The organism is Rhizobium sp. BR 249, assembly GCF_047445895.1.
Classification (GTDB): Bacteria; Pseudomonadota; Alphaproteobacteria; order Rhizobiales; family Rhizobiaceae; genus Rhizobium.
Map to the genome: position 1 here is coordinate 83,663 of NZ_JARWKX010000003.1, position 11,992 is coordinate 95,654.

The window sequence follows — 11,992 nt, forward strand, 5'->3', positions numbered from 1 at the left end:
ACCCTCACGCTGAGGCAGGTCGGGGCATCTTTGACGATCTGGCCGATGCTGGCGGAACAGACTTATTCCGCCGCGATCTTGCCCGCCAGTTGCCGGTTCTTCATCAGCTTGTAGATGACGGAATCCATCAGCGCCTGGAACGAAGCGTCGATGATGTTCTCCGAGACGCCGACCGTCCACCAGCGCACGCCGTCGCTGTCGGTGGATTCGATCAGCACGCGGGTGATGGCCGCCGTGCCGCCATTGAGGATGCGCACCTTGAAATCGGCGAGGACGAGATCGTCGATCTCATGCTGGTATTTGCCGAAATCCTTGCGCAGCGCCAGATCGAGCGCGTTGACCGGACCTTCTGCTTCGGCAACCGACATCAGCGTCTGGCCGTCGATGGCGATCTTCACCACGGCTTCGGAGACGATCTTGATGCGGCCGTGCGAGTCGAAACGCCGTTCGATCATCACCCGGAAGCCGTCGATGGTGAAGAATTGCGGGATCGTGCCGAGCGTGCGGTGTGCGAGAAGCTCGAAGCTCGCATCCGCGCCCTCATAGGCATAGCCGGAAGCCTCGCGTTCCTTGACGATCGAGATCAAGAGGTCGAGCTTCGGATCGTCCTTGGCGACGATGATGCCGCGCCGCTTCAGCGCGTTGATGAAGTTCGCCTTGCCGCCCTGGTCAGAGACCATCACCTTGCGGAAATTGCCGACGCTTTCCGGCGGCACGTGTTCGTAAGTGCGCGGATCTTTCAATAGAGCCGAAGCATGAATGCCGGCCTTGGTGGCGAAGGCGGAGGCGCCGACATAGGGCATCTGGTGATCGGGCGAGCGGTTGAGCAACTCGTCGAAGGCATGCGAGAGCCGGGTGAGGTTCAGCAGCCGCTCCTCGTCGATCGCCGTTTCGAAGCGAGAGGTGTAGGCGCTCTTCAACGCCAGGGTCGGGATCAGCGTCACCAGATTGGCGTTGCCGCAGCGCTCGCCGATGCCGTTCAAAGTGCCTTGGATCTGCCGGACGCCCGCCTCGACGGCAGCGAGCGAATTGGCGACCGCCTGGCCAGTGTCGTTATGGGCGTGGATACCAAGACACTGGCCGGGAACGCCGGCGGCGATTACCGCTTCTACGATGGCGCGAACCTCCGGCGGCTGCGTGCCGCCATTGGTGTCGCAGAGCACGACCCAGCGCGCGCCGCTTTCATAGGCCGTCCTGGCGCAGGCGAGCGCATAGGCCGGATTGGCCTTGAAGCCATCGAAGAAATGCTCGCAATCGACGATCGCCTCCTTGCCCGCGCCGACCGCCGCCTTGACGCTTTCTCCGATGCATTCGAGGTTTTCGTCGTTGGTGCAGCCGAGCGCGACTGCGACATGATAGTCCCAGCTCTTGGCGACGAAACAGATGGCATCGCTCTTCGATTGCAGCAGCCCGGCAATGCCGGGATCGTTGGAAACCGAAACACCCGCCCGCTTCGTCATGCCGAAGGCGACGAAGCTGGCCTGGCTGGTGCGCTTCTCGCTGAAGAAGGCGGTATCCGTCGGATTGGCTCCGGGATATCCGCCCTCGACGTAATCGAGGCCGAACTCATCCAGCATGGCGGCAATCGCAATCTTGTCCTCGACCGAAAAGTCGATGCCGGGCGTCTGCTGTCCGTCCCGGAGCGTCGTGTCGAAGAGGTAGATGCGTTCTTTCATGTCGTTTCCTCCCGGCAAGCGGGTGTTGTTTTCTGTTGTGCGGAAGCCCCCTCATCCGCCCTGCGGGCACCTTCTCCCCGAGGGGAGAAGGGGTCGTGTCGTTCGCCTTATCCCCTCTCCCCTCGGGGAGAGGGCTAGGGTGAGGGGGCCTCACGGTATGCCTTATGCCTTCCCGGCAAACTTGTCCGTCGCCCGGATCAGCCGATCGAGAATGCCCGGCTCCGAATAGGCATGGCCGGCACCCTCGATGAGGTGGAATTCCGCCTTCGGCCAGGCCTTGTGCAACTGCCAGGCATATTTCGCAGGGCAGGGCATGTCGTAGCGTCCATGCACGATCACGCCTGGAATATCCTTGAGCCTGCCGGCATCGCGGATCAACTGTCCTTCATCCATCCAGCCGGCATGGACGAAGAAGTGGTTCTCGATGCGTGCGAAGGCATAGGCGAATTCCGGCTCTTCGAACTTGCCGCTGGTCGACGGTTCCGGCAGGAGCGTGATCGTTTCGCCTTCCCAGATGCTCCAGGCCTGCGCGGCTTCGAGGCGCACGTTCCTGTCCTCATGCGTCAGGCGGCGGTGATAGGCATGCATCATCTCATGCCGCTCTTCCGGCGGGATTGGTGCGATGAAGCGCTCCCACTTGTCCGGGAACATTTCCGAGACGCCGAACTGATAGTACCAGTCGAGTTCGGCCTTCGTCAGCGTATAAATGCCGCGAAGGATGAGCTCGGAGACGCGCTCCGGATGCTTCTCGGCATAGGCGAGCGCCAGCGTCGAACCCCAGGAGCCCCCGAAGACCTGCCATTTGTCGGCGCCGGCCATCTCGCGCAGCCGCTCGATATCGGCGACGAGGTGCCAGGTCGTATTGGCATTGAGCTCCGCATGCGGCGTCGACCTGCCGCAACCGCGCTGGTCGAACAGCATCACGTCGTAGAGAGCGGGATCGAAAAGCCGTCGATGGGTGGGCGAGAAGCCGCCGCCCGGGCCGCCATGCAGGAAGACGGCGGGCTTGGCGCCCGGGGTTCCCGAGCGCTCCCAATAGATCACATGACCGTCGCCGACATCGAGATGGCCGGAGGCATAGGGTTCGATTTCGGGATAGAGCGTGCGCAGTATTTCGGTCATATCTTCACGCCTTTCGCGGGCCAGACTGATGTATCGTGATCGGGATGCTGGAAGGAGATGATCGCCTCCTGCCGCGAGTAGAAATCCGGGTCCTTGTGAACAGGCGCGTCGAAGATCGTCTCGACCCAGGGCAGGCGGGCATCGTAATTGACCTGGATCTGCGGCGCGAGATCGCTGCGGTCGTCGAAGGTGCCGATCGCGAGCTCCAGCCCACCCGGATGACGATAGGTCATCGGCGTGCCGCAATTGCTGCAGAAGCCGCGGTCGATATTGACCGAAGACTGGAAGTAGGCAGGCTCGCCGCGCGTCCATTCCATTCCTTCTTCTGGCGCCGTGACGAGCGCGGAGAAGAAGCCGCCGAACTGTTTCTGGCACATGCGGCAATGGCAGATCGAGGGTCGCCCCAACTCGCCTGATATGCGGAAGCGCACGGCGCCGCACTGGCATCCGCCTGTTCTGATCTTATCCGTCATGGGTTTCTCCGAGTGGCCAGCTTTTCGTATCGTGGTCGGGATGCTGATGATTGCTTGCCGCGATTGCGTCTTCGCGGTCGGGCGTTTCAGGCTCTGGTTCCACCGGCAGGCCGTCGATCGCGTGAAACCAGGACATCTTGCGGCCGGTATTCGATTGCATCACGGGCTTGACCGCATCGGGCTCGTCGAGCGAGCCGAGCGCGATGTTGATGAAGTCAGCATCGGGAATATCGTAGAAGAGCGGCGTGCCGCAATCGCCGCAGAAGCCGCGCCGCACGAGATCGGAGGAGCAGAACCATTTCGGTTCGCTACGCGTCAGTTCGAAATCCTGACGCTTGGCCGCTGCCAGCGGCAGGAAGTAGTTGCCGGCCGCTTTCTGGCACATACGGCAGTGGCAGATGTGGGGATAGCCGAGTTCGCCGCGTGCGCGATAACGAACCGCGCCGCACTGGCATCCGCCGGTATGCTCCACTTTTTTCGTCAAGCGCGATCCTCCGGTGGCCAGACCGATGTGTCGTGGTCCGGATGCTGATAGGAAATAAGCTCATGCAGGAAAGAGCCTGCCGTCAGATCCGCCTCGGTCCGCTCTCCCGGCAGTTCATGCAGATGATCGACGAAGCCGATCTTGCCTTCCACACCCCACTGGATGGTCGGCGGCAGCTGCGACGGATCGTCGAATGCACCCGCGGCCACCGCCATCCCATCCGGCGCTTCATAGGTCAGCGGCGTGCCACAATCGCCACAGAAACCGCGCTCGACGAAATTGGAGGAACGGAAGGTCTTGCGTGTTCCCCGCGTCCATTCGAACTCCATGCCGCGCACGGAAACCAGCGGCGCATAATAGGCGCCGAACGCCTTCTGACACATGCGGCAATGACAGATCGAAGAATCCGGCGGCGTACCCCGCGCCCGAAACCGGATCGCCCCGCACTGGCAGCCGCCGGTGTAGACAGTCATCGATTTTTCCTCCGCTGGGCTTCAGAGCTAAAAGCCAAGACCCCTCCCAACCCTCCCCACAAGGGAGGGCTCCCTCGTGGCACCGTCTTCGCTTCCGCTTCGAATGTTCGTGGTCGCGGTGAGGTTGTTTCGGAGCAGCGCGGCACCGTAGCCCCTCCCCCTTGTGGGGAGGGGTTGGGGAGGGGCCTTATCCCAAGACGGCGCTCTCACCGCTTGACCTCCCACGTCGTCACACGCTCGCCCGTTGCCGGATCCTTGCCGTCCTTTAGCTGGATGCCCTTTGCCGTCAATTCGTCGCGGATCTTGTCGGCTTCTGCGAAGTTCTTCGCCTTCAGCATTTCCAGACGCATGGCGACCAGCGCATCGACAGCCGCAGCGACGGCTTCGTCGATCTCCGTCTTCTTGGGCATCACGCCGAGCAGCGCCGCACTTGCGGCGAAGACGGCGTCGTTGCCGGCTTGCGCCAACGCATGCAGCGCCTGCACCGCCGCCACCGTGTTGAGGTCATCGGCAAGCGCATTCAATACGCTGTCATCGGGTGCCGCATCGCCGGCTTCGGCCACCGGCCATTTGGCAAGCAGGCGCTCGGCCTCTTCCAGCCGCTTGATCGAGAAATCGATCGGCTCGCGGTAATGCGTCATCAGCATGGCAAGACGCAGCACTTCGCCCGGCCATTTGCGCCCGCCGAAGGTCTCCGTGTGCAGCAGATCGTGGATGGTGACGAAATTGCCTTCGGACTTCGACATCTTCCGGCCTTCGACCTGCACGAAGCCGTTGTGCATCCAGACATTCGCCATCACCTCGGTGCCGTGGGCGCAACGCGACTGGGCGATCTCGTTTTCATGATGCGGGAAGATCAGGTCCAGCCCGCCGCCGTGAATGTCGAAGACATCGCCGAGATAGCGCCGGCTCATCGCGGAGCACTCGATATGCCAGCCGGGCCGGCCGCGGCCCCAGGGGCTCTCCCAGCCGGGTTCATTGTGGCTCGACAGTTTCCAGAGCACGAAATCGCCGGGGTTCTTCTTGTGCACGTCGACGGCGACGCGGGCGCCGGCCTGCTGCTCGTCGAGCGGGCGCTTCGAAAGCTGGCCGTAATCCGCCATGGATTTGGTGTCGAACAGCACTTCGCCGGCTGCGACATAGGCATGGCCGTTGCCGATCAGCTTCTCGATGATCTCGGTCATCTCTTTGATATTGTCGGTGGCGCGGGGCTCGAAGCTCGGCTCGAGGCAGCCGAGTTCGGCGACATCGGCGTGAAACTGCGTCTCGGTCTTTTCCGTCACCGCCCGGATCGCTTCGTTGAGCGGCAGGCCGGGATGATCTCTCAGCGCCCGCGCATTGATCTTGTCGTCGACGTCGGTGATGTTGCGGGCATAGGTGACGTGATTTTCGCCATAGACATGGCGCAGCAGCCGGAACAGCACGTCGAAGACGATGACCGGCCGGGCATTGCCGATATGGGCGAAATCATAGACCGTCGGGCCGCACACATACATGCGGACGTTCTCGGCATCGATCGGCGCAAAGACCGATTTCTCCCGCATCAGCGTGTTGTACAGCTTCAGTTCCGGCGTGCCGCCCATTTCACTCTCCCAAAATGCACAAAGCAGAAAAGACCGCTGCCGGCAGGCCGGGGCGTTTCGCATCTTGGACATTTGGGAGACGAAAACGGCCAGGCCAGCTTTAGGCTAGCGAATAATTTTCCGGCAAATAATGCAGGTAACCGTTTTCATGGCGCGATTTATGGCGTGGGATTGGCGTTTGGTCAAGAGGGCGGGCAATGATCCCGAAGCAACCGGGCTAACGTGCCCTGAATCGACGGCAGCGATGAACGTCCAGCGAAGAAGGTGTACATGCCTTTAGATTCGTTGGTCATTTTCAGGACGCAAATCGCGCATAGCCAATTCCAAAGCCATTGAAAGCAGGGGGCGTGAGTGAGGGGAGTAGCACGGTGGACAATCGGGGCGACCGCAATTCTGGCAGTCGCAGCCGTCGCATATTTCGCCTACGATTTCGGCATGGTTCGCTTCAACAATCCATCTCTCAGCCGCTATCCGATCCAGGGTATCGATGTCAGCCACCATCAAGGCGATATCGATTGGAAGGCCGTCGCCTCGCAGGCGAATGTCCGCTTCGCGATCATGAAGGCGACCGAAGGTGGGGATCATCGAGATTCCAGGTTCGCCGAGAATTGGCAACGCGCCGGAGATGCCGGGCTGGTCAAAGGCGCGTATCATTTCTTCACCTTCTGCCGCCCAGGCAAGGATCAGGCGCAGAATGTGCTGGCGACCGTGCCGAAGGAAGCGGGAACCCTGCCGATCGCCGTCGATCTGGAATTCGTCGGCAATTGCAACAAGGTCCCGACGCTCGAGGAGATGGCTGCCGAGGTGAACGCCTTCTTCACCGAACTGAAGGGCACTTTTCCGGAAAAGCCCATTTTTTACGTCACCGAAGAGTTCTTCGATCAATATCTGAAAGGCAATGAAGCCCGCTTCCCCGACCATTACCTGTGGCTACGAAGCGTGTTCAAGGAGCCGAAGCAGAAGGGATGCAGCCGTTGGTCGATATGGCAATTTGCCGATAACGGCACATTGGACGGCATCCAGGGAGCGGTGGACCTCAATGCGCTATGCCCGTCGGAAGCAGGCTTGGCGCATTTGTTCCCAGCCGTTGCGGCGAACTGAGCCGCCCGGCCTATTCCGGCAGACGGTAATCGACGAGCTTTTTCTCGCGCACGATGAACAGCTTGCCCGTCTCGGTTACGCCGGGGCCGAGTAGGGGAAGAATGGCCTTCGCCACTTCGGAAGGATGCGGCAGCGTCGCCGGATCTTCGCCGGGAACGGCCTGCGCGCGCATCGCCGTGCGCGTGGCGCCGGGATCGACGCTGGTGATGCGCAGCGGCGTCGATTGTGTTTCGCCGGCCCAGGTGCGGGCCAGCGCCTCGACGGCAGCCTTTGAAGCCGAATAGGCGCCCCAGAAGGGACGGCACTTATGCGCGGCGCCGGAAGACAGGATGACGGCGCGGCCGGCATCCGAGCGGGTCAGCAGCGGATCGACCGAGCGGATCAGCCGCCATGTGGCGGTGACGTTGATGTTCATGACCTTTTCGAAGACCTTCGCTTCGATATGGCCGATCGGCGAGATGACGCCGAGCACGCCGGCATTGGCGACGAGAATGTCGAGCTTGCCCCAGCGCTCGAAGATCGAACCACCGAGACGGTCGATCGCTTCCATGTCGGCGAGATCGAAGGGGACGAGAGTGGCTGAACTGCCGACGGCCTTGATCGCATCGTCGAGATCCTCGAGCCCGCCGACCGTGCGGGCGCAGGCAATCACATGCGCGCCGGCTTTCGCCAGTTCCAGCGCCGTGAAATAGCCGATGCCGCGCGATGCACCGGTGACGAGTGCGATCCTGCCTTCAAGATTGATGTTCATCTGCCCGGGTTCCGGATGTGCTTGAAAAGGTAAGGGGCGCAATAGGCGCCCCAGATTGGAAAGTCAAAACGGAAGGGCTCAGCCGTTGCTGGCAAGCATGGAAATCTTATTGCCCATGGACTCGCCATTCTTGTCGAGCAGGCGGGTCGGGTAGTCGCCGGTGAAATAGTGGTCGGTGAACTGCGGGCGCGCATTGTTGCGATCCTCGCCGCCGACGGCGCGATAGAGGCCGTTGATCGACAGGAAGGCGAGCGAATCCGCGCCGATGTATTTCGCCATGGCTTCGACATCTGCATACTGGTTTGCCAGCAACTTGTCGGCGTCGGGCGTGTCGATGCCGTAGAAGTCGGGGAAGAAGATCATCGGGCTGGCGACGCGGATGTGAACTTCGCGGGCACCGGCTTCACGGATCATCTGCACTATTTTCAGCGAGGTCGTGCCGCGCACGATGGAATCGTCGACCAGCACCACGCGCTTGCCTTCGATCATCGCCCGGTTGGCCGAATGTTTCAGCTTCACGCCGAAGGCGCGAATCTGCTGTGTCGGTTCGATGAAGGTGCGGCCGACATAATGGTTGCGGATGATGCCGTATTCGAAGGGAATGCCGCTTTCCTGCGCATAGCCGAGCGCAGCCGGCGTGCCGCCGTCCGGCACCGGTACGACGACATCGGCATCGACAGGCGATTCCTTGGCGAGGTTCATGCCCATGTTCTTGCGCGTCGTGTAGACGTTGCGGCCGCCGACAACCGAATCCGGGCGGGCGAAATAGACATATTCGAACAGGCAGAGGCGTTCCGGCTGCGGCTTGCTCGGCTTGCGCGCATCGACGCTGATCGAGCCGTCCGGCTGGATTTCGCAGATGATGACTTCGCCGTTTTCGACGTCACGGATGAACTTGGCGCCGATGATGTCGAGCGCGCAGGTTTCCGAGCAGAAGATCGGCTTGCCGTCCAGTTCGCCCATCACGAGCGGCCGGATGCCGGTGGGGTCACGCGCGGCGATCAGCTTGGTGCGCGTCATGGCGAGCATGGAATAGCCGCCTTCCATCTGGCGGATGGCGTCTATGAAGCGGTCGGCCGTGGACGTATGGCGGGAGCGGGCGATCAGGTGAAGGACGACTTCGGTATCGGAGGTCGACTGACAGATGGCGCCGGTCGCGATGATCTGGCGGCGCAGCGTCAGGCCGTTAGTGAAGTTGCCGTTATGGGCGACGGCGATGCCGCCTTCCTCGAGTTCGGCAAAGAGCGGCTGCACATTGCGCATCGCCACTTCGCCCGTCGTCGAGTAGCGCGTATGGCCGATCGATATGCTGCCTGGCAGTCGGGCGAGTGTCATCGGGTTGGTGTAATGGTCGCCGACGAGGCCCATATGGCGCTCCTGATAGAAGCGCTTGCCGTCGAAGGAGACGATGCCGGCTGCTTCCTGCCCGCGATGCTGCAGGGCATGCAGGCCGAGGGCCGTCAGCGCCGCGGCATCGGGATGTCCCAGAATTCCGAAAACGCCGCACTCTTCATGCAGCGTATCTCCGTCGAGCGGATCGTCGGTCGGGAAGGAATGGGACTGGTTCATTTCTGCGGGCCTTTGCTCTCACAAGAATGGATCGGCATTACTAATAGCATGATACCGGAAATCTCGCAGGTTTCCGATAACTTCATGCTGAACGACATCTGCTTTCAGAGCCCGCTCGCCGGCTCTGAAACGGCTTAGGTCCGGCGGAGCTGGAACGCCCGGCCGGACCCTTATTTCACGTCCCGCTCAAATGGCAATTGCCGCAAGGCGAGTCAAGCTGCTGAACACTGTGTCAATTCGCCGGCTGCTGTGCGCCGCCGTCTGCCGGTGCGTCCTCCGCCGGAGCCTGGTCGGTCGTCGGCGGATTGGCGCCTTCAGTGCCCTGTGCCTGCGGCTGGAACTTATCGCGGATGCTCTCGGGTATAGCCTCGGCGATTTGTTCCGGCAGAACCGACTTCAGCTTCACGACCATCGAATCCAGGAAGGGCTTCGACTTCGCTTCATTGACCCAGGCCGGGCGGTGATCGGCATCGACGAGCCAGTTCCAGAAGGCGACGGCGACGACCAGAAGCAGCACGCCGCGGGCGGCGCCGAACAGGAAACCCAGCGTGCGGTCGAGCGCGCCGATGCGGCTGTCGATAATGAAATCGGCGATCTTCATCGTGATGAAGGAGATGACGATGAGCGCGATGAGGAAGACGACCGCTGCCGAGCCGATGATCGCGATACGGTCGTCATCGGTATATTTCTTCGCGTAGGGCAGCAGGTAGGGGTAGAGGTAGTAGGCGGCGGCGGCAGAGCCGCCCCAGCTCGCGATCGAAAGGATCTCACGCGAAAAGCCGCGGACCATCGCCAGCACGGCGGAGAAGAGCACGACGCCGATGACAATACCGTCGAAAATCGTAATGGGCATGTAAATTCAACTCCAGGACTGCCGCTTGGCGGCCGTGTCGCGCCTTATCGTGTGCCTCCTATATCATTACCAATCTTGGCAATGAAAGGATCAAACCTCGTCTTCCACACGCAACGCCCCCTTCGATCCGGCGATGCGCGCGACCAGGTCCGGCAGGCTTTCCACCTCGCTCCAGCGCCCGCCCGAATTCTTCGGCAGTTCGGCTGAGGCGGACGGAAGCAGTGCTGCGGAAAAGCCCAGCTTCTCGGCTTCCTTGAGGCGCTGGGCGGTGTGCGCAACCGGCCGGATGGCGCCCGACAGGCTGACTTCGCCGAAATAGACGCAATCGGCAGGAAGGGCAATACCGGCAAGCGAGGAAACGAGCGCCGAAGCGACGGCGAGATCGGCCGCCGGTTCGGAGATGCGGTAGCCGCCGGCGACGTTGAGATAGACGTCGTGCTGACCGAGCCGGACGCCGCAATGCGCTTCCAGCACTGCGAGGATCATCGACAGCCGGGCCGAATCCCAGCCGACCACGGCGCGCCGCGGCGTACCGAGCGAGGTCGGCGCCACCAGCGCCTGCACCTCGACGAGCACGGGGCGCGTGCCTTCCATGCCGGCAAAGACGGCAGCGCCCGGCGATTTTTCGTTGCGTTCGCCGAGGAAGAGCTCGGAAGGATTGGCGACCTCGCGCAATCCCTTGTCGGACATTTCGAAGACGCCGATCTCGTCGGTCGGGCCGAAACGGTTCTTGACCGTACGCAGGATGCGGTAGTGGTGGCCGCGATCGCCTTCGAAATAGAGCACGGCATCGACCATGTGCTCGACCACACGCGGCCCGGCGATCTGGCCGTCCTTGGTCACATGCCCGACGAGCACCATGGCGGCCCCCGTCTGCTTGGCGAAACGGATCATCGACTGCACGCCGGTGCGCACCTGCGTCACCGTTCCCGGCGCGGATTCGGCGAGTTCGCTCCATAGCGTCTGGATCGAATCGATAATGACGAGGTCCGGCCGCTTGCCTTCTGCGAGCGTCGCCAGAATATCCTCGACATTGGTTTCGGCGGCCAGCATCACGTCGGTATCGGCTGCCGCAAGACGCTGCGCCCGCAGCCGGACCTGCGCCACGGCTTCTTCGCCGGAGACATAGATGATCTTGTGGCCGCGCCGCGCAAGGGCGGCAGCCGCCTGCATCAGCAGCGTCGACTTGCCGATACCGGGATCGCCGCCGATCAGCACGGCCGAGCCGCGCACGAAGCCGCCGCCGAGCGCGCGGTCGAGCTCCGACATGGCGGTGTGGATGCGCGGAGCTTCCTCGATCTCACCGGACAGCGCCGTCAGCGTCACCGGCCGGCCCTTCTTCGGCGTCTTGCCGGGACCGGCGCCGATCCCGCCCATCGGGTCTTCTTCGACGATGGTGTTCCACTCGCCGCAACCATCGCATTTGCCGGCCCAGCGATTATGGACCGCGCCGCAATTCTGGCAGATGAACTGTGTCCTGGCCTTCGCCATCAATGACTGCTTTCGATAAAATCTTCAGGTGAGGTGTCTTCCCGCCGGTGAGGCGCTTGGCGGCAGGGAATCATCCCTAGCGTAGTAGGGACGTTAGATCGTCGATGGTCTTGCGGAAAGGGGCAGGAGGCGGGAGCTAATGACTGGTCTCTGCAGCTTCTCGTAGAATTAACGCCGTCAACTCTTCGGCACTGTCGAAAGATACGACCCGTCCCATATCGATGTCGTCTTGTCCTTCTTTGATCAGCGCCCGGAGTTTCGCGATCTTAATCTCGCGTTCCCGCAGAAGATCGAGACCGGCCTGAACGACATCGTCGGCATTTTCATAATACCCGGCATTGATCTGCTGCTCGATGAAGGCCTCTTCGGCGGCGTTGAGGCGGATTGTCGTCATGGCAGACTCCTTTGCTGGATAT

The 11,992-nt window shown here is 61.9% G+C and carries 12 protein-coding genes; 1 reads left to right on the forward strand and 11 read right to left on the reverse strand.

Annotated elements, in window-relative coordinates; genetic code table 11:
- Nucleotides 1-62 precede the first annotated feature (62 nt).
- The 6 genes from cimA to cysS form a co-directional block, all read right to left on the reverse strand.
- Nucleotides 63-1,676 (reverse strand): citramalate synthase, encoded by a 1,614-nt coding sequence (cimA, locus tag QD408_RS04350; protein ID WP_414138465.1) that lies wholly within the window; start codon nucleotides 1,674-1,676, stop codon nucleotides 63-65.
- A 162-nt stretch (nucleotides 1,677-1,838) separates the two neighbouring features.
- Entirely contained in the window at nucleotides 1,839-2,798 is a 960-nt protein-coding gene (gene pip, locus QD408_RS04355) for a prolyl aminopeptidase (protein ID WP_414138466.1), read from the reverse strand.
- Nucleotides 2,795-3,271, reverse strand: coding sequence for a GFA family protein (locus QD408_RS04360; protein ID WP_088682007.1), 477 nt, complete (start codon nucleotides 3,269-3,271; stop codon nucleotides 2,795-2,797). Before QD408_RS04360 ends, pip begins: the two co-directional genes overlap by 4 nt.
- The gene (locus QD408_RS04365; RefSeq protein ID WP_414138467.1) at nucleotides 3,261-3,755 is read right to left on the reverse strand and encodes a GFA family protein; all 495 of its coding nucleotides are present in this window, start codon (nucleotides 3,753-3,755) and stop codon (nucleotides 3,261-3,263) included. Before QD408_RS04365 ends, QD408_RS04360 begins: the two co-directional genes overlap by 11 nt.
- A complete protein-coding gene (locus QD408_RS04370) occupies nucleotides 3,752-4,228 on the reverse strand; it encodes a GFA family protein (protein ID WP_088682009.1) in 477 nt (158 codons plus the stop codon). Before QD408_RS04370 ends, QD408_RS04365 begins: the two co-directional genes overlap by 4 nt.
- A 206-nt stretch (nucleotides 4,229-4,434) precedes the next feature.
- A complete protein-coding gene (gene cysS / locus QD408_RS04375) occupies nucleotides 4,435-5,811 on the reverse strand; it encodes a cysteine--tRNA ligase (RefSeq protein ID WP_414138468.1) in 1,377 nt (458 codons plus the stop codon).
- 351 nt (nucleotides 5,812-6,162) lie between these two features.
- Here cysS and QD408_RS04380 point away from each other — a divergent pair, with 351 nt between their 5' ends.
- Nucleotides 6,163-6,912 (forward strand): GH25 family lysozyme, encoded by a 750-nt coding sequence (locus QD408_RS04380; protein WP_414138469.1) that lies wholly within the window; start codon nucleotides 6,163-6,165, stop codon nucleotides 6,910-6,912.
- A 10-nt stretch (nucleotides 6,913-6,922) separates the two neighbouring features.
- Here the strand turns inward: QD408_RS04380 and QD408_RS04385 are convergent, their stop codons facing one another.
- From QD408_RS04385 to QD408_RS04405, 5 genes are all read right to left on the reverse strand, one after another.
- Nucleotides 6,923-7,663 (reverse strand): SDR family NAD(P)-dependent oxidoreductase, encoded by a 741-nt coding sequence (locus tag QD408_RS04385; RefSeq protein ID WP_414138470.1) that lies wholly within the window; start codon nucleotides 7,661-7,663, stop codon nucleotides 6,923-6,925.
- Nucleotides 7,664-7,741: 78 nt separating this feature from the next.
- Entirely contained in the window at nucleotides 7,742-9,232 is a 1,491-nt protein-coding gene (gene purF / locus QD408_RS04390; protein ID WP_414138471.1) for an amidophosphoribosyltransferase, read from the reverse strand.
- Nucleotides 9,233-9,464: 232 nt separating this feature from the next.
- A complete protein-coding gene (locus QD408_RS04395) occupies nucleotides 9,465-10,085 on the reverse strand; it encodes a CvpA family protein (protein WP_414138472.1) in 621 nt (206 codons plus the stop codon).
- 90 nt (nucleotides 10,086-10,175) lie between these two features.
- Nucleotides 10,176-11,576 (reverse strand): DNA repair protein RadA, encoded by a 1,401-nt coding sequence (gene radA / locus QD408_RS04400; RefSeq protein ID WP_414138473.1) that lies wholly within the window; start codon nucleotides 11,574-11,576, stop codon nucleotides 10,176-10,178.
- A 136-nt stretch (nucleotides 11,577-11,712) separates the two neighbouring features.
- The gene (locus tag QD408_RS04405) at nucleotides 11,713-11,970 is read right to left on the reverse strand and encodes a type II toxin-antitoxin system ParD family antitoxin (RefSeq protein ID WP_414138474.1); all 258 of its coding nucleotides are present in this window, start codon (nucleotides 11,968-11,970) and stop codon (nucleotides 11,713-11,715) included.
- Nucleotides 11,971-11,992: the final 22 nt, after the last annotated feature.

Bases quoted from the DNA above. Each gene is read 5' to 3' on its own strand.
- cimA (WP_414138465.1), bottom strand. From the start codon at position 1,676: ATGAAAGAACGCATCTACCTCTTCGACACGACGCTCCGGGACGGACAG.
- pip (WP_414138466.1), bottom strand. From the start codon at position 2,798: ATGACCGAAATACTGCGCACGCTCTATCCCGAAATCGAACCCTATGCC.
- QD408_RS04360 (WP_088682007.1), bottom strand. From the start codon at position 3,271: ATGACGGATAAGATCAGAACAGGCGGATGCCAGTGCGGCGCCGTGCGC.
- QD408_RS04370 (WP_088682009.1), bottom strand. From the start codon at position 4,228: ATGACTGTCTACACCGGCGGCTGCCAGTGCGGGGCGATCCGGTTTCGG.
- cysS (WP_414138468.1), bottom strand. From the start codon at position 5,811: ATGGGCGGCACGCCGGAACTGAAGCTGTACAACACGCTGATGCGGGAG.
- QD408_RS04385 (WP_414138470.1), bottom strand. From the start codon at position 7,663: ATGAACATCAATCTTGAAGGCAGGATCGCACTCGTCACCGGTGCATCG.
- purF (WP_414138471.1), bottom strand. From the start codon at position 9,232: ATGAACCAGTCCCATTCCTTCCCGACCGACGATCCGCTCGACGGAGAT.
- QD408_RS04395 (WP_414138472.1), bottom strand. From the start codon at position 10,085: ATGCCCATTACGATTTTCGACGGTATTGTCATCGGCGTCGTGCTCTTC.
- radA (WP_414138473.1), bottom strand. From the start codon at position 11,576: ATGGCGAAGGCCAGGACACAGTTCATCTGCCAGAATTGCGGCGCGGTC.
- QD408_RS04405 (WP_414138474.1), bottom strand. From the start codon at position 11,970: ATGACGACAATCCGCCTCAACGCCGCCGAAGAGGCCTTCATCGAGCAG.